General features: G+C 41.4%; 22 protein-coding genes, 1 tRNA gene and 2 pseudogenes. 16 read left to right on the top strand and 9 right to left on the bottom strand.

What is annotated here, in order from left to right:
- Window positions 1-9: 9 nt before the first annotated feature.
- Together J699_RS04375 and J699_RS04380 are read right to left on the bottom strand one after the other, a co-directional pair.
- Window positions 10-1152 carry a glycerophosphodiester phosphodiesterase gene (locus J699_RS04375; RefSeq protein ID WP_032870281.1) on the bottom strand — a complete coding sequence of 381 codons (1143 nt, stop codon included), beginning with the start codon at window positions 1150-1152 and terminating at the stop codon, window positions 10-12.
- A gap of 182 nt (window positions 1153-1334) precedes the next feature.
- A complete protein-coding gene (locus J699_RS04380; RefSeq protein ID WP_032870284.1) occupies window positions 1335-2942 on the bottom strand; it encodes a phosphoethanolamine transferase in 1608 nt (535 codons plus the stop codon).
- Window positions 2943-3273: 331 nt separating this feature from the next.
- Here J699_RS04380 and J699_RS04385 point away from each other — a divergent pair, with 331 nt between their 5' ends.
- The 3 genes from J699_RS04385 (at window position 3274) to J699_RS04395 (ending at window position 8681) form a co-directional block, all read left to right on the top strand.
- A complete protein-coding gene (locus tag J699_RS04385; RefSeq protein ID WP_032870287.1) occupies window positions 3274-6378 on the top strand; it encodes an efflux RND transporter permease subunit in 3105 nt (1034 codons plus the stop codon).
- A 293-nt stretch (window positions 6379-6671) separates the two neighbouring features.
- Window positions 6672-8009 (top strand): magnesium transporter, encoded by a 1338-nt coding sequence (mgtE, locus tag J699_RS04390; protein ID WP_005231875.1) that lies wholly within the window; start codon window positions 6672-6674, stop codon window positions 8007-8009.
- 78 nt (window positions 8010-8087) lie between these two features.
- Window positions 8088-8681 carry a DUF4112 domain-containing protein gene (locus tag J699_RS04395; RefSeq protein WP_032870289.1) on the top strand — a complete coding sequence of 198 codons (594 nt, stop codon included), beginning with the start codon at window positions 8088-8090 and terminating at the stop codon, window positions 8679-8681.
- Between the two features lie 57 nt (window positions 8682-8738).
- Here J699_RS04395 and htpX read toward each other — a convergent pair whose 3' ends face one another.
- Both htpX and J699_RS04405 read right to left on the bottom strand, forming a co-directional pair.
- Complete coding sequence (gene htpX, locus J699_RS04400) at window positions 8739-9644, bottom strand: protease HtpX (protein WP_005231873.1); 906 nt, start codon at window positions 9642-9644, stop codon at window positions 8739-8741.
- Window positions 9645-9861: 217 nt separating this feature from the next.
- A complete protein-coding gene (locus J699_RS04405) occupies window positions 9862-10731 on the bottom strand; it encodes a lytic transglycosylase domain-containing protein (protein WP_032870290.1) in 870 nt (289 codons plus the stop codon).
- A gap of 497 nt (window positions 10732-11228) precedes the next feature.
- Between J699_RS04405 and ttcA the strand changes: the two genes are divergently transcribed.
- Both ttcA and J699_RS04415 read left to right on the top strand, forming a co-directional pair.
- Window positions 11229-12134 (top strand): tRNA 2-thiocytidine(32) synthetase TtcA, encoded by a 906-nt coding sequence (gene ttcA, locus J699_RS04410; RefSeq protein WP_032870291.1) that lies wholly within the window; start codon window positions 11229-11231, stop codon window positions 12132-12134.
- A gap of 196 nt (window positions 12135-12330) precedes the next feature.
- A complete protein-coding gene (locus tag J699_RS04415) occupies window positions 12331-12714 on the top strand; it encodes an SCP2 sterol-binding domain-containing protein (protein WP_005231862.1) in 384 nt (127 codons plus the stop codon).
- 55 nt (window positions 12715-12769) lie between these two features.
- Here the strand turns inward: J699_RS04415 and J699_RS04420 are convergent, their stop codons facing one another.
- The gene (locus J699_RS04420) at window positions 12770-13879 is read right to left on the bottom strand and encodes a transglycosylase SLT domain-containing protein (RefSeq protein ID WP_032870294.1); all 1110 of its coding nucleotides are present in this window, start codon (window positions 13877-13879) and stop codon (window positions 12770-12772) included.
- 376 nt (window positions 13880-14255) lie between these two features.
- Between J699_RS04420 and greB the strand changes: the two genes are divergently transcribed.
- From greB to J699_RS04440, 5 genes are all read left to right on the top strand, one after another.
- Window positions 14256-14744: a transcription elongation factor GreB gene (gene greB / locus J699_RS04425; protein WP_005231858.1), complete on the top strand. Its 489-nt coding sequence runs from the start codon at window positions 14256-14258 to the stop codon at window positions 14742-14744.
- A 96-nt stretch (window positions 14745-14840) separates the two neighbouring features.
- Window positions 14841-14930 (top strand) — tRNA-Ser (locus J699_RS04430).
- 653 nt (window positions 14931-15583) lie between these two features.
- Window positions 15584-16270 carry a DUF6670 family protein gene (locus tag J699_RS04435; protein WP_032870302.1) on the top strand — a complete coding sequence of 229 codons (687 nt, stop codon included), beginning with the start codon at window positions 15584-15586 and terminating at the stop codon, window positions 16268-16270.
- A 42-nt stretch (window positions 16271-16312) separates the two neighbouring features.
- Entirely contained in the window at window positions 16313-16492 is a 180-nt protein-coding gene (locus tag J699_RS19420; protein ID WP_032870304.1) for a hypothetical protein, read from the top strand.
- Window positions 16493-16645: 153 nt separating this feature from the next.
- On the top strand, window positions 16646-17884 hold the full coding sequence (locus tag J699_RS04440) for an NADH:flavin oxidoreductase/NADH oxidase family protein (protein ID WP_032870306.1): 1239 nt from the start codon (window positions 16646-16648) through the stop codon (window positions 17882-17884).
- A 98-nt stretch (window positions 17885-17982) separates the two neighbouring features.
- On the opposite strand, the pseudogene J699_RS19840 reads toward J699_RS04440, so the two are convergent.
- Window positions 17983-18202: pseudogene (locus J699_RS19840) on the bottom strand (helix-turn-helix domain-containing protein); the annotation flags it as partial.
- A gap of 11 nt (window positions 18203-18213) precedes the next feature.
- On the opposite strand from J699_RS19840, the pseudogene J699_RS19950 reads away from it, so the two are divergent.
- Window positions 18214-18429 (top strand): annotated as a pseudogene (locus J699_RS19950) (hypothetical protein); the annotation flags it as partial.
- A 112-nt stretch (window positions 18430-18541) separates the two neighbouring features.
- On the opposite strand, the gene J699_RS04445 reads toward J699_RS19950, so the two are convergent.
- Complete coding sequence (locus J699_RS04445) at window positions 18542-19138, bottom strand: LysE/ArgO family amino acid transporter (protein WP_005288361.1); 597 nt, start codon at window positions 19136-19138, stop codon at window positions 18542-18544.
- Window positions 19139-19526: 388 nt separating this feature from the next.
- On the opposite strand from J699_RS04445, the gene J699_RS04450 reads away from it, so the two are divergent.
- Together J699_RS04450 and J699_RS04455 are read left to right on the top strand one after the other, a co-directional pair.
- Complete coding sequence (locus tag J699_RS04450) at window positions 19527-20690, top strand: MFS transporter (protein ID WP_032882929.1); 1164 nt, start codon at window positions 19527-19529, stop codon at window positions 20688-20690.
- Between the two features lie 242 nt (window positions 20691-20932).
- Entirely contained in the window at window positions 20933-21820 is an 888-nt protein-coding gene (locus tag J699_RS04455; RefSeq protein WP_005231855.1) for an ArgP/LysG family DNA-binding transcriptional regulator, read from the top strand.
- A 207-nt stretch (window positions 21821-22027) separates the two neighbouring features.
- Here the strand turns inward: J699_RS04455 and J699_RS04460 are convergent, their stop codons facing one another.
- Entirely contained in the window at window positions 22028-22363 is a 336-nt protein-coding gene (locus J699_RS04460; RefSeq protein ID WP_005288357.1) for a hypothetical protein, read from the bottom strand.
- A 318-nt stretch (window positions 22364-22681) separates the two neighbouring features.
- On the opposite strand from J699_RS04460, the gene J699_RS04465 reads away from it, so the two are divergent.
- The 3 genes from J699_RS04465 (at window position 22682) to J699_RS04475 (ending at window position 24515) form a co-directional block, all read left to right on the top strand.
- Complete coding sequence (locus J699_RS04465) at window positions 22682-23098, top strand: J517_1871 family lipoprotein (protein ID WP_032870310.1); 417 nt, start codon at window positions 22682-22684, stop codon at window positions 23096-23098.
- Between the two features lie 65 nt (window positions 23099-23163).
- Window positions 23164-23787: a MarC family protein gene (locus J699_RS04470; RefSeq protein WP_005231852.1), complete on the top strand. Its 624-nt coding sequence runs from the start codon at window positions 23164-23166 to the stop codon at window positions 23785-23787.
- 206 nt (window positions 23788-23993) lie between these two features.
- Window positions 23994-24515, top strand: coding sequence for an acyl-CoA thioesterase (locus tag J699_RS04475; protein ID WP_005231850.1), 522 nt, complete (start codon window positions 23994-23996; stop codon window positions 24513-24515).
- A gap of 137 nt (window positions 24516-24652) precedes the next feature.
- On the opposite strand, the gene J699_RS04480 is transcribed toward J699_RS04475, so the two are convergent.
- Window positions 24653-24844, bottom strand: a complete 192-nt coding sequence (locus J699_RS04480) for a hypothetical protein (protein WP_005231849.1) — start codon at window positions 24842-24844, stop codon at window positions 24653-24655.
- Between the last annotated feature and the right edge of the window lie 336 nt (window positions 24845-25180).

Below are 25180 nucleotides of genomic sequence, written 5' to 3'. Positions count from 1 at the left end.
AAACAAGACTTATTTTGCCGTGGTTTGATAACTTTGTACTGCCTGGCGCCCCAATGCTGGATCATCGGTAAAGATCCCATCTACACCCGCTTTGAAATACAGCTGCATTTCCTTGATTGAACCTGTGGCACAACGTTCTGCTTCTTTGGCTTTATCTGCGCTACATTTTAAGCTGGCTGGCAGGAAGTTATTTTCAGGCCGGAAGGTATATGGATGCACCTTTAGCCCCGCCTGATGGGCATCTTTAACAAAGGAGGTGGTTTCCGTTATGTCGTCATTTTTAAAGACATAGACTTTCCATGGGCCGACACCATTGGCATATTTTGCAACTTCTTTAAGACCGCTTGCCGTGGCTAAATCTGCATAGGTTTTCGGATTGTTTTCAGCTACATAATCAGCAGGTTTGGTATCGGGCGCATCATAAAGCTGGATCAGTTGGGCATGTTTGACACTTTTGTGTAGATCAAGCTGATTCTTTAAGTATTTCAAATTGCTGACTTCAAAAGACTGTAAATAGATCGGTGCAATATCGCGGGTGTATTGATATTGAGATAAGGTTTTGAGCAGGTTATCTTCCATTGCCAAATTCTGTTTTTGAAAATAGGTGGGATGTTTGGTTTCGATATAAAGGCCGATGATTTTGCCGGTTTTCTTATAATTTGCTTCAGCCAGTTTGATAATCTGTTCCAAGGTCGGAATTGGATAGAGATCATTGTATTTTTGATTGTCTGGTCGATATTGGGGAATGCGCTCACGTGCTTTCAGTTGTTGCAATTCGTTTAAAGTAAAGTCTTCAGTAAACCAACCTTCTAAAGTCACGCCATCAATCACCTTGGTTTTTTTACGATCGGTAAATTGCGGCAGGGTTGAAACATTGGTGGTGCCGCCAATTTCATTTTCATGACGGGCAACCAGAACGCCATCCTGGGTTGAAACCAGATCCGGCTCAATAAAGTCGGCGCCATCGTCAATCGCCTTTTGATACGATGCAAGCGTGTGTTCTGGACGAAGTGCACTGGCTCCCCGATGTCCCACCACCAGAATTTTAGCACCCTGATTATTCGGTTGTTTGATATTGTTTTGATCATTGTTGTCATCATTGCAACCAGCAAGGCTGATCAGGCTCAGACAAAGAACTGCTTTTTTAAACATAGATAAGCTCATGTGTTTTTTATTCAAGCCGCTAGTTTGAGCGTTGAAGTTATCAAATACATGACAGGGAGATGATAGTTTTATGAAAATATCAAGAATTTTAAAAGCAGTCGCTCTGAAATAAAAAATCCAGTTTGATCTTGTGTCTAAACTGGATTCAAAAACAATGAGAAAATAAAGAGCTATTTCTTCCAATAAGGCCAGTTGGCTTCTGGTGTGAAATGATAATTGTCATCTAACCAGTAAGTTTGAGATGGGGAGGATTTGTCCTTCAGTCCCATAATCCGCATCAGATTATTGTCCAGTTCCGCAGTATTTAAGGTTTTTTCTTTATCTACACCTGTGCTGTGTAAGCGATCTGACCACATGATTACAGGGACCTGATAACCTGCTTTGGTATTTGGGCTATGACCGGCATAATCAATTTCATGTCCGACTTCATTGCCATGATCAGAAACCACGGTAAAGGATCTAAAATCAGGTGTCGCATCTGCTCTTAAATCATCCAGAAACTGGCTCAGTAATGAATCTTCATACAAGACCGCATTATCATAGTCATTGCGCAGTGAACGAATCCACGGATCAATGTCCCGATTTTTGAGGTCAGTTTCGACAGCATCGTTACTGTCGCTGGAAAACCGGTTAAATGCCGCTGGATAGCGCTCTTTATAATTGGGATGAGCGCCAATCAGATGGAGAATAATCAGTTTTTTCGGTTCAGGATCGGCCAGTGCCAGTTGATAATCCGGAATGAGCGTTTCATCCAACGAGGTGCTGCTGCGTCCCGAACGTTTATTTTTATAGACTGCTTTATCGGCATAGGCACCGAATAAAGAAGATAAATAGGTATCATCCTGATTACTGAGCCAGTAAATTTTATATCCTGCAGCCCGGGCATAGGCCAGAATACTTTCTGGTGAATATTGATCATATTGTGAAGCCGGGCTTTCGGTTAACAGTACACGTAATGCATTGATTGTAGACGGTGAAGGAGAGAAAGCATTACAAAAGACCTTGATCTCATTCACGCGTTTTGCCAGTTCAGGCGTGGTATTGCGTGGATAGCCACAGATACCCAGATTTAAGCTGGTTAAACTTTCTGACAGGACCAGTACATGGGTTTGTTTGCCTTTAGCCTGTTCAGTCAGTACCAGATTCTGCTTGGCACTTTTGTCCCATTGCAAATGGACATTTTTATGCTGTTTGATGCGGTCTTTAAAGTCCTGGATTTTGGTCTGATACTCCGTCCAGAATACAATCGGATGTACCTTACGGGAGGGTTTCATCAGATAACTGGTGATCGCCAGCAAGATCAGAAAAATAATACAGCCCCGATAAATTCGGCTGTGCCAGAGTCGGCTAAAATGAATCGGTTTAACCAGTTTAAACACGGTAATGCTATACAGGATGACTAAGGTCAACAGACCTGCCCCCACCATAAGCATGGTACCGAGATGAAGCTGAAAAAATTCCAGACTTTCCCGACGGTTGGTATTGGCAAGCGCTTCAATAATGAAATAGGCCTCATTATCACTATTGAATAAAAACCAGGTGCTTGAGCGAAGTAAGGCATCTAACCAGGCCAAAAACCACCAGATGATGGCAAGGAGATACCAATAGATTTTTTGTCGGGTAATCGCTAGATAAACAAACAGTACGCCAGGCAATGATAAACAGCCAAGTCTTAAACCATCAGATAAATTACCGACTGCAATCAGTAAGCCGCCTGTGATCAAGGCGGGCAATAAGATCAACAGCAGAATATTCAAGTTTTTTAAGCTGGCCTTCATATATGCCTAATACAATGGGGGAGATAAACTAAGCGTGCTAATATGATTTTAAGTCCGGGGTATGTCAATTCAAAATTAAGAAGTATTTGATTGCATAGTAAATTAAATTACCTAACAGCATTAAACTGCTGAATTATTGCAAAGCGATGGTATGAATTTTTATTGTGAATTATTCGAAATTCATTATTTCTCCGCAATTTACGCTTTTTGAAATGATATGTTAATAAGCATGGCGTTTGCCCGTCAGCTCGGTAATGATCATATTCTAAAAGCACTCGTATTTGCCTATCATTTTGAAAAACTGACTGTTTCACTAATGGAATGAACAGCCATGCTATCTAAGTTTTTTATTCATCGTCCGATCTTTGCCACTGTGCTGGCAATTATTGTGATGGCAGTTGGTTTATTCGCCATTCTGAATTTGCCCGTAGAACGTTATCCCGATATTGCACCGCCCCGAATTACGGTATCGGCCAATTATAGCGGTGCGGATGCTCAGGCGGTTGAAGATAGTGTGACCCAGGTTTTGGAACAGCAAATTAAAGGCATTGATCACCTGCTCTATTTTAGTTCGAGTAGTGATGCCAGTGGCAACAGTCGTATTAGTCTATTCTTTGAACAAGGCACCGATCCTGATCAGGCACAGGTACAGGTCCAAAATGCAGTCAATGGGGCAATTAACCGTCTTCCCGATGATGTTCAGCGCCAAGGTGTGAATGTTCGTAAATCTTTAAGTGACTCCTTTATGGTGATTGGGGTCGGGGATAAGTCTGGCCGATCAACCAATCTGGATATTTCCGATTACATTACCAATAACTTTGAACTCAATCTAAGCCGGATTGAAGGCATTGGCGAAGTCAGTGTGTTTGGTTCGCAATATGCCATGCGCATCTGGCTGGACCCGCAACGACTTGAACGTTATCAGCTTCAGGTGGGTGATGTCCGAACAGCGATTGAAAACCAGAATACACAAGTGGCAGCAGGTGCGATCGGAGCACTACCTGCGGCAAGTGATCAATACCTGAATGCCAAAGTCACTTCAGGCTCGTTGTTACGTACCCCTGAGCAATTTGAAAATATTATCGTCAAAGCCAATGCTGACGGCAGTTTTGTCTATTTAAAGGATGTCGCCCGAGTTGAAGTTGGGGCGGAAAATTATCAGGTGTTTAACCGTATCAATGGTTATCCTGCTTCGGGGTTGTCCTTGTCGCTGACTGTTGGCGCGAACGTGATGCAAGTGGCGGATGCGGTGTATAAAGAAGTGGCCCGTTTAGAAAAAACCTTACCAGAAGGTTATTTTGTGATGTATCCACGGGATGACACGCCATTTGTAAAAGAGTCGATGTCGCAGGTGGTCTCCACCCTGATTGAAGCCATCGGACTGGTGGTACTGGTGATGTTTATCTTCCTGCAAAACTGGCGAGCCACCTTGATTCCTGCCATCACGGTACCTGTGGTAATCCTAGGCACTTTTGCGGTCTTGGCTGTTTTGGGCATGAGTATTAATACCCTGACCTTATTTGCCATGGTGCTGGCGATTGGCTTGCTGGTTGATGATGCGATTGTGGTGGTTGAGAATGTTGAGCGTCTTATGCACGAGCAGCAACTCAGTGCCAAACAAGCCTCGATTCAATCGATGCAGGAAATCAGTGGGGCCTTGGTCGGGATTACCTTGGTCCTGACCGCCGTTTTTATTCCGATGTCCTTTTTTAGTGGGGCGACAGGGATTATTTATCGACAGTTCTCCATCACCTTGGTGGTGGCGATGGGGTTGTCCTTACTGGTCGCCTTGATTTTAACCCCGGCTTTATGTGCCATTTTGCTTAAACCGCAACACAAACAAGCACGTTGGGCAGTCAAATTTAATCAAGGGCTGGACTCTATTAAAACACGTTATCTGAAGGTGTCTAACAAAGTCATCAGCCTGAAAAGCATGTCCCTGATCGGCATTGCTCTCCTGATTGGGATTTTTGTCTGGGTGTATCGCGAATTGCCTAGTAGCTTTTTACCTCAGGAAGACCAAGGAACTTTAGCAGTGCAATTCCGTTTACCGGAAGGTACGCCGATGAGCAAAACGGAAAATGTCGGCAAACAGATTTCTGACTATTTCCTTGAACATGAAAAGGCCAACTTAAACGGGGTAATGGTGATTCATGGACGCAATTTTTCAGGTACCGGACAAAATCTTGGGCAGGCCTTTGTTTCACTTAAACATTGGGATGAGCGCAAGGGCACGGAAAACAGTGCCCAGCAAATTCGTGCGCGAGCAATGCAGTATTTTTCGCAGAATAATCAGGCCCGCATTATGGTGATGATGCCTTCGGTAATTCGTGGGCTTGGAAATTCAGATAAGATCGATTTCTGGCTACAGGATACCAAAGGTTTGGGCAGACAGAGTCTATTAAGCTCTTTTCAGGATTTACAGCAACAGGGCAATGCGCTGGATTCGGTCGAAAATGTGGATAAAAAAGGCAATGATGATCAGGCTGTACTGAATATCAAGATTGACCATAAAGCGGCCATGATACACGGGCTCAACGTCAGTGATATTAACCGCACCTTATCGACCGCGTGGAGTGGCAGTTATATTAATGACTTTATTGATCGTGGCCGGATCAAGCGCGTGTATCTACAAGGCGATGCACCATACCGCTCCAAGCCAGAAGATCTCAATTACTGGTATGTGAAAAATGCCAATGGACAAATGGTACCCTTTTCGCAATTCAGTCAGATTGATTGGCAGGGCGCACCGCCAATGCTGGAGCGCTTTATGGGCTATCCTGCCATTAGTCTGGAAGCCGATGCCGCGAGCGGTTTTAGTAGTGGGCAAGGGATGCAGGCTATTCAGGGACTGGTCGATAAAATGCCAGATGTCGGGCTGGCCTGGAGTGGATTGTCTTATCAGGAACAGAAATCCAGTAATCAGGCGATCTGGCTGTATCTCATTTCAGTCGCCTTTATTTTCCTCTGCCTTGCAGCTCTATATGAAAGCTGGTCTATTCCTTCGGTCGTGATGGCGGCGATTCCTTTAGGGGTCGGCGGAACGATTTTATTCAGTTACCTGTTTGGATTCTCCAACGATATTTATTTCCAGATTGCCTTGCTCACCACTATTGGTTTGTCCTGTAAAAATGCCATTTTAATGGTTGAATTTGCAGCCAGCCTGCAACAACAGGGACAAACCGCACTGCAAGCGGCTTTACATGCCGCAGGATTACGACTACGCCCAATCTTGATGACCTCGATTGCCTTCGGTGCCGGCGTTATCCCGCTGATGTTTTCGAGTGGTGCGGGTGCGTTAAGCCGACAGGCGATTGGTTATAGCGTGTTTGGCGGGGTGGTTTTCGGGACCATTCTGGTACTGATCTTTATCCCGTTTATGTATGTCTTGGTGAGAACGGCATTTAAGCCAAAACCGAAGGTTGAAACTGCTTAACCATATTGTTTTACAACAGCGCTAAAATGAACAGTTGCTGGCCTAGACTAAGCCAGCAACTGTTCATTTTTGTTGAGTAAGTTGAGAATATTCAAAAAAATTTGTAGTATTGCCATGCCGTATAAACGGTCTAATGAGGTTTGATTGCCTAAATGGACACGCAGAGTTGTAATTTATCCCGGATTACACATTTTTATTTTCATCAAAGTCTGCATGAAGCTTTCTATTTAGCAGTAAACCAATAAGCTGCTTGTAGTTCTTCATTGCAGAGCATTTGTAGTGAAGAGGCTGACATGAGCTACAATAATTTTTTATATTTACTAAGCGACGCACTTAAAAATAACCATATTGAACTTGCACTCGCATCCGTACAGACCTTTCGGGCGGTGGATCTTGCCGATGTCTTGACCCAGCTCTCTGTAGAGCAAAGCCAACTATTGCTTACCCACTTACCTGAGCGTGCCTACGTTTTCTCCTATCTTCCTCCCAATGAACAGGTCAAACTGGCCAAAGCCATGCCTAGACATATACTGGCAGAGATTATTGGAGAGATGTCTTCGGATAAGCGCGCTGATGTCTTCAAGTGTCTGGATCAGGAACAACAGAATGCATTATTGCCTGCCTTAGCGCAGGCTGAAAGAGAAGATATTCGCCAGCTTTCTGCTTATCTGGAAGGAACGGCAGGGGCAATCATGAGTTCTGAATACGCCACGCTCAAGCCTGATATTACGGTTAAGGATGCAATTAAAATGTTGCGTCTGGAAGCACCCGACACCGAAACGATTTATTTTGCCTATGTACTGGATCAGGCACGAAAAATTCTGGGGGTTTTATCCCTGAAACAGTTAATTCTGGCAGATGAAGAACAGAATATTAATGAGTTGATGGAAACCAATGTGCTGACTGCCTATGTCGATACCGATCAGGATGAGGTGGCCAAGACCATTGCCCGTTATGATCTGCTGGCACTCCCGATTCTTGATCACTACGACATGATGGTCGGGATCGTAACCTATGATGATGCGATGGATGTGGCCAGTGAAGAAGCCACTGAAGACTTCTTAAAAGTCGGGGCGGTCGATGCTTCATCCAAACTCAGCATTAAATCTGCACCGATTTTACAGCTCTACCAGAAACGCGTATTCTGGCTGGTTTTCTTGGTATTCGGAAGCCTACTTTCCGGCATCGGGATTGCACATTATGAAGATGTAATTGCGCAGAATCTGGTGCTGGTCTTTTTCTTGCCATTGCTGGTGGGGAGTGGCGGAAATGCCGGCTCACAGTCTTCCACCCTGATGGTCCGTGCTTTGGCGACAGGAGATGTGCAGTTTAAAGACTGGTTCTCGCTACTGGGGCGGGAAAGTTTGGTGGCCCTGTGCCTAGGTGGTACCATGGCGGTGGCTGTTTCGCTACTGGGCTATTTCCGTGGTGACGAAATGGTGGCACTAGTCCTGGCCTTAAGTATGATGGGGATCGTATTGATGGGCTGCCTGATCGGGATGAGTTTGCCATTTATTTTAAATAAGGCCGGGCTTGATCCAGCCAGTGCCTCAGCACCACTGGTCACTTCGATTTGTGATGCCACCGGGGTGATCGTTTATTTATTTATCGCCTCCATGATTTTATTCTAGGCTGTAATCATAATTGTACCGACAAAACCTAAAAACTACTTTATTCTCAAGCATAAACATCGTTTTTAGGTTGAGCGAATGACTGATTACCCAGAACAAAAAAAACTAACTCAGCAGCAAGCGATTGCGGTCGAGCGTGATTTGGCCAAATTTGCCAATACTATGGACAGTCTGGTCCGCATACCCTTTACCAAGCAGGGCGTGGGCGCGGATGCTGCACTCAGCACGATTCCATTTGCCGGAGATATTGCCGGTTTTATTCTGACCTTATATGCCTTTAAAAAAGCCAGAGAAGTCGGTGTACCGCAACATAAGCTCAAAGGTGTGGTGAAACTGGCAATTATGGATATGCTGGTTGGCTTCGTGCCGATTGTCGGCACTGTATTTGACGTATTCATCCGCCCTAGCCGCAAGACGCTGGAGATCGTGCATGAGCATATTCGAGAAGAGTATCAGGTCCACAGCGATATTCATGTGGTGCATCCATTCCTGCATGAGTCACTTGAGCAAAAACAGAAAACTTCTGCCTTCTGGCGTAATCCGGTGGTGAGCTGGATCTGGTTACGCATTCCCGATTTATTGGGCATCGCAGTGGTGATGTTACTGGTGCTGGCAGTGTGGGCAGGTTTCAGTTATCTGTGGCAATTTTATCAATCTTTCCAGACACGCTAGTCTTTAGGCAAAAATAAAGCCTCCATGATGGAGGCTTTATCATGAATCTGATACTGATTATTGAACGTTTAATTGCTGCAATGCCGCAACACGTTGTTCAATGGTTGGGTGGGTCTGGAATAAAGCCGCTAAGCTAAAGCCTTGTTCCTTACCTTCCGCAATTGCAAATGCTTTCATTTCTTTCGGCATTTGATCTGGCATTTCTGACTCTGCCTGTAAACGAAGCAGGGCAGAAATCATGGCCTGTTTACCTGCTAAACGTGCGCCAGCTTCGTCTGCGCGATATTCACGTTGACGAGAGAACCACATCACGATGGCAGAGGCCAAAATACCGAAGACGATGTCGAGTACAATGGTAATGGCAAAATAAGCAAGACCGGGTGCTTCACCATCTTCGCGACCAAATACGTTACGGTCGATGAAGTCACCTGCAATACGTGCAAAGAACATCACGAAGGCGTTGACCACACCTTGGATCAGCGCAAGAGTCACCATGTCGCCATTGGCAACGTGACCGATTTCGTGCGCCAGTACGGCACGAAGTTCATCTTTGTTCATACGCTCGAGTAGGCCAGTTGAAACAGCTACTAAAGCATCATTTTTATTCCAACCTGTCGCAAATGCATTGGATTGGTAAGAAGGGAAAATACCCACTTCAGGCATGTTAATACCTGCACGTTGGGATAATTGCGCCACTTCTTGTAATAACCAAGCTTCTGCTTGACTACGGGGTGCATTTGGGTCAATTAATTCTGTCCCAGTGGTTTTTTTAGCCATCCACTTTGACATGAACAGGGAAATAATCGAACCCACCATACCAAAGACAAAACAGACGACCAGTAGGTTGCCTAGATTCAAGCCACCCGCGCCATGGTAACTACCGACACCGAAGAGTGACAAGATAATGCCAGCTACAACCAGTACCGCGAGGTTGGTTAGCAAAAACAAACCAATCCGCATCATTGAGAAAACCCTCTTATAAAGAAAAAGTGATCTGATTTATAAATTATAAATCATAACGCTAATATGCAGGGCGAACCCTAAAAATTCAAGAAAAAAATCGGCGCAGATACATTTAGCCAATAAAAATATCAATTGACTATGAAACAGGGACTTAAATGCGATTTTGTCTAAAAAATAGCAGGAAAAATCATGCCATGAGAATACATAGCCTGAATTGTCAGTTGCTTAGACGGATTCGGGCTGTTGCGGTGGCATTGGCGGTGGTATAGGTTCCTGATGGCGCATCGGTAAAGGTCCCATCTGCCAGTGTAATGATCTGGCGATTATAGGATCTAGGGGCGGGAGTGGCTTCAGCAATATTATTGGATGATGAGGAATAATTCGCAGATTGCGCCAGTACCTGAGTATTGCTGCTAGTGGATTCTGTAAACGTACCTAAGCCTGAAGCATAAAGATTTTGGTAACGGCTGGTAACACGACGGACATAATCCTGGGTTTCACGAAATGGCGGAATACCGCCGTATTTATCGACATTGCCTTCACCGGCATTATAAGCCGCAATCGCCAGTTGGGTATTACCATTAAAGCGTTTCAGTAACCAGCTTAGGTACTTTGCACCGCCAAAAATGTTCTGTTGCGGATCATAGGCATTACTGACATTAAAACGGCGTGCAGTGGCTGGCATCAGTTGCATTAAACCTTGTGCACCGACTGGTGAACGGGCTTTGATATTAAAGCCTGATTCGGTATGCATGACAGCTTTAATCAGGCCCTCTGAAATTCCGTGCTGTTGAGCGGCTTGACGGATCAGCTGGTCAAATGCATTTTTATTCCGGCTATAGCTCGGCAGTACAGAGGCTTCACTGGCGCCCCAGTTACTATAGTTATGAATATTACTGTCAGGATAATAAGTGGCTTTGACCACTTTTAGATGACTGTACTCTGCCTTTTTCTTATTGGTGAGTAGTGTTGTCCCATTATCATCTTTAAATTGATAAATGGTTTGCCCAGCATAACTTGATGCTGTCGCATTAAAAAAACCGATTGTTCCCAAGCAAACAGCAAAAAAATAAGTTGTTTTGTTCATCGTTATAATATTCGCGAAAGGATGAGCATAAGTTGCATGTGGCAGTTTAACAAAAAAAAGCAAAAAAAGATCTTTTGCTACAATTTTTTTATTTTTTACTGTTAGACAAAAATCAAGTCAATTTGTGCGAATGTTCAGCAAAAAAAATTAAAATATTTATTTTAAAAACTAAGTCTTGACTTATATAAGTTGTTGATTTTAAATTGATAAAATGATTGGTTAAAAAATGATCAATTTAATGGGAAGCCTTATTTTAAGATAAAGGCAGTTTGTCAATAGCTAAGAAATCCACAAATTTATCCACAGCTTTTGTGGACAACTGTGGAAAAGTTTGAAATATAAGCAATCTGGGCCAGTTTGACATTTTGTGATCAGAATTTTACCAGTATGAAACTGAAATATGACGATTGAAAGAAATTGAAAAATTCTTTAGATGCGCATTTTTTCGGAATGAGATAAAATCGCGCGGTATTTTTGTTTATGAGTAAATCACGTCTATGTACGCGCCAGTGGAGTCCAACCAAGGATTTAATTTCAAGCCAGAGCTTCCGACAAGTTCGGCGTATTATCGCCTGTTGAAAAAACTTCGTCGTCAGGTGGGGCATGCAATTCGTGATTACAACATGATCGAAGAGGGCGACAAGGTCATGGTCTGTGTGTCGGGCGGTAAAGACAGCTATACCATGCTCGATATCCTGTTGCAATTCAAGCGTATTGCGCCAATCAACTTTGATGTGGTTGCCGTCAACCTGGATCAGAAACAACCGGGTTTCCCTGAAGATGTCTTGCCACGTTATATGGAAGAGAACAATATTCCATATTACATTCTGGAAAAAGATACCTATACCATTACCAAACGTTTGACGCCTGAGGGCAAGACCTACTGTGCGGTATGCTCACGTTTACGCCGTGGTTCGCTGTATGGCTTTGCGCAGGAGATCGGCGCCACTAAGGTCGCGTTGGGTCACCACCGTGATGACATCATGGCGACCTTCTTTTTGAATTTATTCCATGGTGGAAGTTTGAAAGCCATGCCACCAAAACTTTTGTCTTCGGATAAAAAGAATATCCTGATCCGTCCTTTGGCTTATGTCGAAGAGAAAGACATCATCAAGTACGCGGAATTACGCCAGTTCCCGATCATTCCATGTAATTTGTGTGGTTCACAGGAAAACTTGCAGCGTGCCATTATCAATGACATGTTACGTGAATGGGACAAACAGCATCCAAAGCGTCTGCACAGTATTTTTGGTGCATTACAGAACGTTTCTCCTTCGCAACTGGCGGACCGTGAGTTATTCAACTTTGAAGCCCTTGATGGTCAACGCGAGTTTGACATGAAAGATCCGGAAGAGATGAAAAACCGTCTGGACGTGGTCAACCTGAGTTTTGCGGCAGAGTAAAGTATAAATTTTTTTGAAAAGGTACTGGTTAAGTACCTTTTTTTTATAAAAAATTTAAAAATTGAATCCTGCGTACAAAAAATCATAGCCCAAAATAAAAATTACATGCTATAACAGGGCACAAGCAAATTGCTTCATGAGATGTCGTCTGGATAGATGGCACAAGAAATTGAACAAATACATTTGAGGAATAATCATGGCTGCATTTTTAACTGATGATTGGTTTGCAACTGTTGAAAAACTTACTGCTGAAGCTGGTGATTTAAACTTGCCACCTGCGCTTGCGAATTTAGCGATTAACTTGGTTGTAACAGATGCAGCTGGTAATACAGAGCTCTCTTTGGATGCAGGTAAAATCCAGAAAGGTTTATCTTCAAATGCGAAAACAACCTTAAACATGGATGCTGAAACTTTACGTAAAGTATTCCTTGAGTTTGACATGGCTGCTGCAATGCAAGCATTCATGACAGGTAAAATCAAGGTGCAAGGTGATATGTCTCAGCTTATGGCTTTACAAACAGCGAAGCCAAGCCAAGAGCAAAAAGATTTATTCAAGAAAGTACTTGAGCAAACTGCTTAAATTCTTTCTCCATAAAAAAGCTTACCTAGTGGTAAGCTTTTTTATTGCCTGACACTTAGACATCGATACGGCTATTGGTTTTGATGTGTTCCAAGTAGGTACGAATCCGCGTCACATATTGTAGCGCTTGCTTATAACGACCATTACGTGCCTGATTGCGTTGCAAGTGATCATACAGGTTGACCCATTGATTTGGGTCCTTACCTTGGGCACGAATACGCTTCTGGATCTGGCTGACAGCGCCAGGGCCCATATTATAGGCCACTAATGCATACCAGTTGCGGTCCGGATAAGGTACATTTGAGAACTGGTCCAGCATCAGATCAAAATATTTGGCACCGCCCTGAATACTCTGGACCGGATCAGAACGATTACTGACACCCATGGCTTGAGCTGTGCTATTGGTCAGCATCATTAAACCACGCACACCAGTGGGAGAAACTGAGGTCGGTTTAAGATAAGACTCCTGATAGCCAATTGCAGCCAGCAAGTGCCAATCTAAATTGTATTTAGAAGCGCTTTGTTTAAAGCTGGCTTTATAAATCGGCAAGCGTTGTTTCAGATCTTTCTGAATGGCAGACCAGGACTCTGGCTTTACTACATTCCGGTTATAAAATGAAGCGAGCTGCTGGGTGGTTCCCATCTGTTTGCTCTGGCAGACATAACCACTTGCGGTTAAGGTCAGCGGATCATCTGCCTGTTTAAATACCCAGTTTAACTGAGGGTTTAAACCATTTTTACTGAGGCTGGCCTGATCGCCACAACTGGCTGAAAAAGAAACCAGTTGTTTGTTCTCAATTGCAGCGAGGTTGGCTGTGGTCATGGCAAGATTGGCTTTGCCCTGAGCGACCCATTTCAATGCCGTGGCATTGTCAGGAACCGTTTTAAAATCAAGTTTTACATTAAGACTTTGCGCATAATTACGCGCGAGGTCATAACCAAAACCATGTAAAAATTGACCATCATTAAATACTGTGGTTGGACTTTCAACTGCAACGACAGTGAGTACATTGGTGGTTACAACAGAGTTGTATTGATGCGATTTTTCTGCATTCAAGCTGTTAAAAGGTAAAACCGCAATACTTAAAGCTAATGCTTGGAACGGGAGTGTGGAAGATAAAGAGTTAAGGCTAGGCCTAGACCCAGAACTTGAATTACTGTGCATGTTGTCTCCGCTACAGATAATTTATGCCCTAAAAGTTCAGCAATACACTGCCTTAACTTTTAAAAGTTGATAAATTCAATAAGGGGTGGGCAAGTCATGAACGTCATTCAAAATGACATCGATTAAAGGGAAAAAATGACGCAAATGTTTCACAACATTAATAATGCGTACAAAAAATAGACAAAATCAAACTTAGGCGCGCATATTAAGCGCCAAAAAGCAGATTGTCAAATTTTAGCGTAAGAAAAAATGAGAATTGCATCACAAACACATGATTTAGAAAAAGAATAAAATTTATACACTTTAGTCGTGGTGAAATAAGGCATACAATGCAAAAACTTGTAAATAGAATGTTGTAGTAACGTATTTTAAGCCTATGAAATCGAATTTAATCACCCGTACCGGACATGATTTACTGGTTGCCGAACTCAAGAAACTTTGGCATGACGAACGTCCGGAAATTACTAAAAAAGTGAATTGGGCTGCTAGCTTAGGTGATCGCTCAGAGAATGCCGATTACCAGTACAATAAACAGCTACTCCGGAAAATAGACCGCCGTGTCCGATATTTAGGTAAACGTCTGGAAGAATTAAAAATTGTAGATTATGTACCTGAGCAGGAAGGCAAGGTCTACTTTGGGGCTTGGGTGGAAATTGAAAATGATGCCGGCGAACAAAAAAAATTAAGAATTGTCGGGGTGGATGAAATCTATGATCATCATCCTCAGCATATTTCGATCGAGTCACCAATGGCGCGTGCATTGCTCAGTAAACAGGTCGATGATGAGGTGGAAGTGCACACACCTTTGGGGAAAAAAGTGTGGTATATCAACTCAATTCGCTATGAAAAGCCTGAAAATTCGTAAAAATACCGCTTGTTGATTTTATTTTGAGCATTTGATGCAGGTTTTTAAATAAAAGATTTGCCAAGTTGAACTTTTATTTATATGATAGCCGCCATTGGAAGCGTGGCAGAGCGGTTTAATGCACCGGTCTTGAAAACCGACGAGGGTGTGAGTCCTCCGTGAGTTCGAATCTCACCGCTTCCGCCAAATACAAAAAAGCCCTTGTGAACACAAGGGCTTTTTTTTTATCTTCTGTAGTTTTATCCCTCATCAAATATTGGATGTGAAAAGTAAAAATAAGATGATTTTGGATAGGAGAGGAAAAAGGGTATAAAAAGACACAAAAGACTTTAAGCTCTTTTTATAATTTTTTATCCCATAACTAAGTATATTGAAAAAAGAATATTTTATACTTGTATTACTAAAAATTAGATCACTATTTGAATTTTTATGAACTATGCTCATTCAGTACAATTAACAATACAAAATGATCATATTAGTAAACTAGGAAAAACGAGCCCTGTTGATACATTGATTGAGTTAATTGGGAATGCATTAGATGCTGATGTTTCAAATGTCAGATTAATTTTTTAAAGATAATGATTTAACCCTTGCATTAAACAGTTCCGCTTTGATGACACCATAATTCAGAATAATAATGTGTAGCTAATAAACTAACCAAGCTATTTTATTACTAAAAGTTTAATTTTAGAAATCCATCTCTAATTTTTTAATAGGATATAACATATATCTGAAATAGTACTTCGAATGGCATAAAAAGTTAAATGATTAAAATAGTGTCAAGACATAAAAATGCATAGCGCTAAGATGAAGTAGCTAAATTCTAATTTGGAATTGATATGGAGAAATCTGCACATATACCTGTTTTTTATCAAACAGGTTATCGGAACGGTGTTAAAGGTGTTTTGACGAAAGCTTTTTGTAAGTTTTTAAAGGCAGATGAGCAAGATGTTATTTACGACACACAAAGGCCTAAAATATTAAAATTTCCTCCATTAGAAACAGTGTCAGGTCCTAATGGAATGTCTCATTATGGCATTATGATTTCAGATTTACCTGTCCCACATCATCTTATGGCAAATATGATCCTAATTGATTATTCAGGATGGAAAGCATGGGACGATGATTCACTCTTACAGAGTAATGCAAAAAATACGATTAGTATTGGGCAGGGTAAAGCGATTACAACGCACGACCCGTTATGGGTGCTTGATCGAATGAGGTCAAATCTAAGAGAAGATGGGAGTTTATTACATTTCATTGATGAATATGAACTTCGTTGTGAATATCCTAAATTTTATTTAAAAAGCCATGTGGGTTCATTCAAAACAGATTTGGAATTGACCTCGACTGATGTGATTTCTTGGACAGGTAGTAGTGAAATGTATCGACATTTTTCACTTGTGTGCACTTATGAGGGAATAATTGAGTTCGAGGATGAGATAACACCTGTCATTGCTGAATTGCGAGATATTAATGAGGGGGCAAAACGTTTTGGTAAACGAGTGAGATTTGAGGTTTCTTAGTTTAGAGATAGTAAGGAGATCAATCCAAGAAGTGGTGAACAGATGAGTTTGCCTCAAAAAATTCGCTGGACGATAGAGGGCACATCGGGCGGCACTATTTATATAGATTGCCAAGTTGATTCTTCATGGCTATATGCCGTTATGGGCTATACATGGGTTTCAAATATGCCTGATTATACTGAAGGTGGTGGTTATTTTGAATATTCAGATCGGCGTGATTAATCGAAGGAATGAGAAGTTGTTTATCAAATCTATAACGATGAAACAAAGATTTAATGTACCACTAGACCAAGTATTTCCCGTATTTAACCAGCATACCACATTTAATACCATACTATGATTTGACGAGCCTAGTATTTTTGCCATGGAGTATCCATGAATAATCAAACTTTAGAATTATCTATTGAAAGTAAATTTCAACTTTCTGAAAAAATAACCCTTAAAAATCGGTTGTGCAAGTCTTCATTAAGTGAACAACTTGCAGATAAACAACATAATCCATCACCTGAATTATTGAAGTTATATGATACATGGAGTTGTGGCGGAGCTGCATTATTGCTCAGTGGAAATATCATGGTCGATCGACGTTTTTTAGCAGAAACAAAAAATATCGTATTGGATCAGCAAAGTGATTTGACACTTTTCCGCGAATTAACTAAAAAAGCAACTCAAAATCAAACCCATTTTTGGGCACAACTCAACCATCCAGGGAAGCAGGTTTCAAATGTTATGTCATGGCAGCCCGTCGCTCCATCTGCGATTGCAATGTCTGGCGGTTTTCAGTTGGCATTTAATAAACCGAAAGCGCTTGATGAAGCTGAAATTCTACATATTATTCAATTATTTGCAGAATCTTCAGAATTGGCAAAACAAGTAGGCTACACAGGGGTTGAGATTCATGGTGCACATGGTTATTTGGTCAACCAGTTTTTATCACCATTACACAACCAGCGTACTGATCAATGGGGTGGTAGTCTAGAAAATAGGATGCGTTTTTTATCCGAAGTCTATCAAGCGATTCGCATGAAAGTAGGACCGGATTTTCCGATTGGGGTTAAGTTGAACTCAGCAGATTTCATGAAAGGTGGTTTTGATGAACAAGATTCTATTCAAGTGATCAAAAAACTTGAACAGCTTGGGGTAAATCTAATCGAAATCTCTGGTGGAACGTATGAATCACAGGCCATGTCAGGCGTAAATGTTAAAGCCTCTACACAAAAAAGAGAATCTTATTTTATTGATTTTTCAGAAAAAGTAAGAGATGTGTGTAGCATTCCAATCTTGCTGACTGGTGGCTTTCGTAGTGTAAAGGGAATGAATGATGCCTTACAACAAGATTCCACAGACTTGATCGGTTTAGGACGTACATTGTGCGTAGAACCAGATTTACCAAATCAATTTTTATCAGGTCATCGCCAAAAAATTGAACTACGATCATTATCTACAGGTTGGAAATTATTGGATAAGCTCAGCTTAATTAATATCACCTGGTATGAACATCAACTGGGATATATTGGCAATGGCGAGAAGCCTAATATTCATCTTAATGAAAAAAAATCTGTATACAAGACTTTTAAGGATATGGGGTTTAACTCATTTGTTACAAGGCGGTAATAATTGATTCGGTGATTATGTAATAGATCTAATACACCATGTCAGTACAGCATGGTGTTTTTTAAGTGTTTATATATTCAGTATAAATTATTAACTTTTTAAGTTGGTATAAGATACACTTTTCTATATTCAGATGAAGAAATATTTCCCATTGTTTAAATGCTCGTCTAAAGGCAATTTGTTCAGCATAGCCTAGTAAAAAAGCAATTTCTGTTAAAGATAGTTTAGAGTTTTCTAAATAGTTTTGGCTAATTCTAAACATGTTTTTCTAAATAATTCGCTATATGGTAAATTATAGCTAGTGAGTATTCTATAAAATATCAAGAGCCTACCCAAATGGAAAGTCGATAAATTTATCTAATCAAAATGCTTTTGGTGAAATTGCTACTAATCTTAATGTCATACAGTCACTTGGATATAATGCACTGCATCAATTAACGACTGTCCAGGCTAATCCTGACATTAGTTGGGGAGAGTCATATAGTGAAAATGGGTTACCAAGTAATGTCTCTGCTAAAAGTTTGGATAAGTGTATTCTAAACATTAAAAGTATTTTAATATTTATTGATCAAATATTGTTTTGATATGACTACCACCGCTTCCGCCAAATACGAAAAAGCCCTTGTGAACACAAGGGCTTTTTTATTGCCTGATGATTTAGATCAATAATTTGGTGGCAATCGCCCACATCATGAGGCCGACCAGAACATCTAATACTCTCCATGAGCTGGCCTTTTTAAATAAAGGTAATAACGCTCTTGCCCCATAGCCCAGCGCAAAGAAGAAGATCCACGACGCCAGAATGGTGCCTGCCGCAAAGAGATAGATCTGATCTGCAAATTGTACGGATATAGAGCCAACCAGAATCACGGTATCCAGATAGACATGCGGATTGAGCCAGGTAAAGGCCAGACACATGCCGATAATTTTAAGCAGTGAATCCTTTTCAATTTCACTTGGATTTAGTCCACTATTATTCTGGATAGCAGAATAAAAATTTCGCAGGCCATACAGAAACAGAAAGGCCGCACCAAAGTATTTCGCAAGCGTGACAATCAGGGGAAAATCCACCACAATTTTCGAGAAACCGGTCACCCCCAGATAGATCAGAATAGAATCGGAAAGTGCACAGATTAAGCAGACCCAAAAGACATGCTGCTGTTTTAAGCCTTGTTTCAGTACAAAGGCATTCTGTGCGCCAATGGCTAAAATGAGAGAAAAGCCGATCCCAAGCCCATAGAAAAATGCGGTCATAGATTGAGCTCCTCAGGAATTAGGGTGGAATGGGAGTGTTCTTTCCTGATCTGAGCTTTGGATGCCGATTTAAGATCAGACATCGCAATGACTTAGACGCTGAAAGAAGGGAGATGTTCCACAATGAAAATTTATGTTTGCTATTATCTTTTTTAAATTTTAAAAGTCAGTAAAATTAAGATTGTTTTGGGTTGCCTAAATTTTTTTAAGGTAGGTTGATGCAACCCAGTCGATTTCAAATCTTGTTGTCCGAATTTCCCCCCTTTGTTTTCCAATTATTGCCCTTATCTTGCGCGTTGTTTTAAATAAAAATTAAAAACAATCGACACAGGACGTGTTCGAGTGCATCTCTAAACAAATATTTTAAAAATAAGTCAGTGAGTCGGGCATGGATCTCAATCTTCCTATCCAAAGTGTAAACGATGGAATTTCCAGCAAAACACGGAAAGTGATTGCGCTGGGTTTTGCAACACAAGGTCTTGGCTACGCAACCGTAATGACCGCACTTCCCAGCATAAAAGGCCGCTTCAGGCTGTCCGATGATCAGTTGTCGTTGATTATTCTGGGGGTATGCATAGCAGCGGCGCTCGGTTCTGTTCTCGCTGACCGTACCGCAGTCAAGTTCGGATCGCGATTTGCTGTTGTAACAGGTTTTCTGCTTGAAGCTGTTGGGGTTGCAGTTGCTGCATGTAGTCCAAATGTGATGCTGATGATTGCCAGCTTTTTGCTTTATGGGCTTGGCCTAGGCTGTTTAGATGCGGCACTGAATATGCAGGCTGTTATGATGGAACAACGGCTTGGTAAGAGGGTATTTGGTGGTTTCTTTGCTTGTTATACAGCGGCGGCATTTTTGGGTGCATTAATCATGTCAGCCACTGTGTCAACTTCACTTGGCGCAACGACAGCATTATGTATTGCAGTAGTGATTGCATTGATCACCTCGCAACTCTCGAGACATTGGTTATTTCAGCAAAAACAATCTTCAGGATTATCTTCACCACAGAAAGCAGTGATTCCATATCGGCAACTTCTCATTTTTGGGATGATTATCCTGATTATATTTACGGTTGATTCTGCCATCAGTACATGGAGTTCAATCTATCTCAAAGATGTTTTAGCCAGCTCGGCAACTGTTGCTCCTTTAGGTTATGCCGCTTATCAGATTGGCATTTTACTGACACGTTTAGGACTGGATTACTTGCTGCAATTTAAAACAGCGACATGGGTTGCTTTGGTCACGCTGCTGATTGGGGCTTTCGGCTGTGCGTTATCCGGGATAAGCCATTCACTCGTTACAGTGATTTTAGGTTTCGCACTGGCTGGTGTAGCGGTGGGTGCCTTGGTTCCACTTACATATTCTGCTGTAGGACGTTTGGATGAAACACGAAGAGATGAAATTATTGCTCGCGTGAATATTTTTAATTATGGGGGTGCAGTCGCTGGTGCAGTGATGGTTGGGTTGTTAGCAACTCCCTTTGGGTATGCACCGTCTTTTATCTGCTTGGCATTTGCGTTACTCAGTATTATTTATTTGAGAAAAAGACTGCTTTGATCTGCATCAATCAAGACAAAGTACGGGGTGACGGTCAGGGTTCAGGAAATTAACAATGGCCCTGCAAAAACCAGGGAGGGCAAGCTAAATCAGAATGGCATCCTAAGGTCTTTAGACCATTGCTTCAAAGCATGGGAAATTTTTCAGATTGAACGTTTATATTTACCGGTGCCTTTTTTAAATTTTAAAAGTCAGTAAAATTAAGATTGTTTTGGATTACCTAAATTTTTTTAAGGTTTGCGATGCTAGACAATAAACAATGTGAAGCCTTCTTTGCTGTTGCAGAAGATGGAAGCTTTGAACAGGCTGGAGCAAAGCTTTGTATTACTTCTTCAGCGGTAACGCTGAGGGTACAGGCGCTGGAAAAAGAGCTGGGCAAACTGTTATTGATCCGTGGTCGTCCTTGTGTACTGACTCAGGCAGGCCAGCAGTTGTTCGAGTATTTGCAACATATAAAACGACTGGAGCAAAACCTGTTGCATGGTTTGACAGGAGGAGGAGATGCCAACTTTTTCAAAACGGTGATCGGTTCTAATGAAGATTCTTTGGCAACCTGGCTTCTGCCTGCATTACAAGAGGTATTGCTCAAACAGAAAATCGTGATTGAGCTAAGGACAGATGACCAGTCACATACCTATTCCTTACTGGAAAAGGGCACCGTCAGTGCCTGTATTTCAATTGAAGACCAGCCGATGCGGGGCTGTCATGCAGAATATCTGGGGGTGATGCGTTACCGAATGGTGGCGACTGCGTCATTCAGAAAAAAGTGGTTTGCTCATGGTATCGACCGGGAAAATCTGCGTCATACGCCTGCGATTATTTTTAATCATAAGGACCGGCTACACTTCGATATACTTGAAAAGCATTTTGGTCTGATGAAAGGCAGCTATCCCTGTCATTTAATTCCGTCTTCCGAATCTTTTGTCACCGCCATCAAGCTGGGACTGGGTTATGGCATGGTGCCGGAGTTGCAATTGGTGACTGAGAAGAATGAAGATGCTTTGGTTGAGCTGTTGCCCGAAGCAAAAATGGAAGTACCCTTGTACTGGCATCACTGGAATCAACAATCCAAACCCTTACAGCTTTTAACCCAGCATATTGTCAGTCAGGCAAAGGCAATCTTAATCTAGAATATATAATGGTTTCTCTTTAAAATATATATGATATGTTTTGATGCACGGCATATTATATAAGAAGTATTTAAAAAATCTCATATTGTATTTATATCAAGTCACTTCTAAATTAAAGTCTCAGTATAAAAATATAATAAGCCTTTATTTAGAAGCGACGCTGAAAAATAGATAAACCTTGTCTATTATTCCCTAAGCGTTAACGTACTAGAAAATTCTAGAGCTATCTATATATTGTTTAGACACATCATTCAAGGCAGCCAGGATAGACGCTGCATCTTCAGTCGCCAAAGCATTACTGATTTCCTGCATATAATGCGTGAGTTGGGCTTTCACTTTACTTGAAAAATCAGGGCTGACCGGTTGATCTTCATAAAGCAAGACATAATTTTTTGTAAAACCATAGATGAGTAATAAAGCACAATGTTCTAGAGGATGTTCGGCCTGAATAATGGCCTGTTCACATTGAGATTTGATTTGTTTGTAGGTATCTGTTCCATTCGGAAGCGCTTGAAAGGTTTCAAAGATCGTTTGGAAAGTCATTTGAATTACTCGCTCAAAAAGAAAATCTACAGATCATTGCAATGAAAATCAAGTCATAATTTTATATTTAAAATAATTATTACAAACTGTTTAGTTTAGAAGGATAAATAGGGATTTATGGGTCTAATCATTTAAATTCTTAAATTAAAAATAAAGATGTTTTAACTGTGAATATTGATTGAACAATCTCATTCGCAAGGTGAGATGTGCTAAATTTTTTTAACATTTCCGATACTAGCTATATACATGCAGTACAAATTAAAAAAAGCTTAAATGTGGGAAAATGTACGGAATTGTTTGATTTTTATTGGGTTAGCTATGGTTGCGAAGAATATTTTATTAGCCGGAAGTCTTGCTTTTGTTTTGGGGGGCTGTACTTCGATAACAACCATGACACCTGCTCAATTCAGTCAGTTAAGTCCGACCCAGATTCCATTTTCAGGGAGCTGGTCTGGCGAGGCAGGGGCATCGATGGCCGTTTTAAAACTAAATCGTCAGGGAAGCGGTATGTTGTGTATGGATGATCGTAAGGAAGCGATGTCTTACAAGGTAAAATTGGTCGACAATGTGCTGTACAGTGATCAAGGTATAAAATTTAATGTGAAAGCATTGAACCCTAGTCATGCAAAAATTCATGTGAGTTTGTTGGGTATTGGTGCGACGCTGGATCTGAATAAAGATGATTCACTCAACAATGTCACACCCCGTTGCAAGCAGCTTTTAACCGGTGCATGAGTTGATGATTTGATTTTTTCTTATGTTGTTCATTTTTAAATTTTTCCGCTGATCACGAGAGTGCTATGTTTTCTCCTTATATTCATGCATTTGCATTGTTTTTCTCTCTCTTAAACCCCTTCCTGATGAGCGTCTATATGGTGGGGATGATCCGTAATACCGAGGCCAAGGTATTTAGTAAGGCATTGATTCAAGGCAGTTTGATTGCTTTTGGGGTGTTTATCCTGTTTGCATGGGGTGGTGAGAACATTTTTAGCCGTTATTTGAATGTCCGCTTTGAATCATTCCAGATTTTTGGTGGCTTCATCTTTCTGGTGATTGGCTACCGTTATGTGTTTCAGGGGGCGGAAACCATCGGTGAGATGCGGGGGGCGCCTGAGCATCTGGCGGGTACCATTGCGATGCCTTTTATGATCGGTCCGGGTACCATCAGTGCAGCGGTCGTGACCGGAGTGAGCGTACCGTTTAGCGGTGCAATTGCAGTGATCGCGCTTACCTTGATCCTGACCTGTAGTATTCTCATTCTGATGAAGTTTGGTCATGATCACCTTCGTTATAAACATGCCAAATATATTGACCGGTATTTTGATATTGTTGGCCGGTTGTCTGCCTTGCTGATTGGTACCATTGCAATTGATATGATCGTCAATGGAGTAGTGGGTCTGATACGCTCGGCCAATTTAAGCTAGAACCATTGAATAATCTTTGAACTGGAGCTGTTTTTATCCGGAATAGAGCCTTTTATCCCGTGTAAAAACAGCTTTAATGTCATTATTTCCAATTAAATAATAGAAAGATCATAAAAATAATTGATGATGTTTTAGCGTTTTGCGCATATTTTTATGCGCATGAATCAACGATAATAATCAGGTTACATTCTTAATGAGCTGTTCTCATGTATCAATTAGATCAAGCGAACCAGGCGCCTGATGACCAGTCAGAGCTGACCATGACCGTTTTGATGACCCCAGACATGGCAAATTTTTCAGGCAATGTTCATGGGGGGACGATTCTCAAGCTGCTCGATCAGGTTGCATATGCATGTGCAAGTCGATACTCAGGAAGTTATGTGGTGACTTTATCGGTTGACCGGGTGAATTTTAAAGAACCGATTTATGTGGGCGAATTGGTGACATTTCTGGCCAGCGTCAATCATGTTGGGCGCACCTCAATGGAAATCGGTATCCGTGTCGAAGCGCAACATATCCAGAATAGAACCATACGCCATACCAATACCTGCTATTTCACCATGGTTGCAGTGGATGAGCAGCGTAAGCCCAAACAGGTACCTGCCTTAAATCTGGATACGGAATGGAAACGTTGTCGTTTTGAGGCAGCAGAGCAGCGTAAAGCTACACGTTTGCAAGAAGTTCATCAACCTTCATGCAGTATGTTTAAAAAATCGACGCAATGCTAAGCGTCTAAATTTTAAGATGCTTAAAAAATAAAAATCGGACCGCAGCATGGTCCGATCTTTTTTACATTGGTAATGAAATAAGCGTTAGATCATTACGAATGTTGGTCTAAAGGTCTGGAGGAGACCTTCAGATCTGCTTAGTTTGTTGGTGCTGGTGTAGATGCAGGTGCTTCAGCAGTTGCGTCAGTCGCAGCTTGAGTACCAGGTTGCTCTTGAGTAGAAACAACTACTCTGTCCTGAGTCTGAGCTTGTTCGTCAGCTGTTGCTGCAAATGAAGACGCTGCTGCAAGAGTAAGAGTTGTTGCAAGAAGAGTTTTGATAAGTTTCATGTTTGGCATCCTTATTTCATTTAAAATAACAGCCATCAATGGAGGATTCAGTCAGTCCGAATCTCTCATTTCGGCATGAGGTCCATGCTATGGGCCAAACGTTTTTGCAGCAACATCCTTAACAATCTATTACGTCCTTCTTAACAATATGAAATATTGCGTCGCTTTATGTAGTCGCTGTGTAAAATAGCATGGAGAAATTAAGGATGAAAATGTATGGAAATATGTTTTTGTGATCAAAAAACAAGCGGATTTTTTACGTATTTTAAACATTGATTTAAGTTTAACGAATATGGGTTAATTGAATAAACCATTTGTTTTTTTAGATTAAATATA

Origin of the sequence: Acinetobacter sp. 1000160 (genome assembly GCF_000588715.1) — a bacterium.
GTDB lineage: Bacteria > Pseudomonadota > Gammaproteobacteria > Pseudomonadales > Moraxellaceae > Acinetobacter > Acinetobacter courvalinii.
This window is presented reverse-complemented; position numbering and strand designations above follow the sequence as displayed.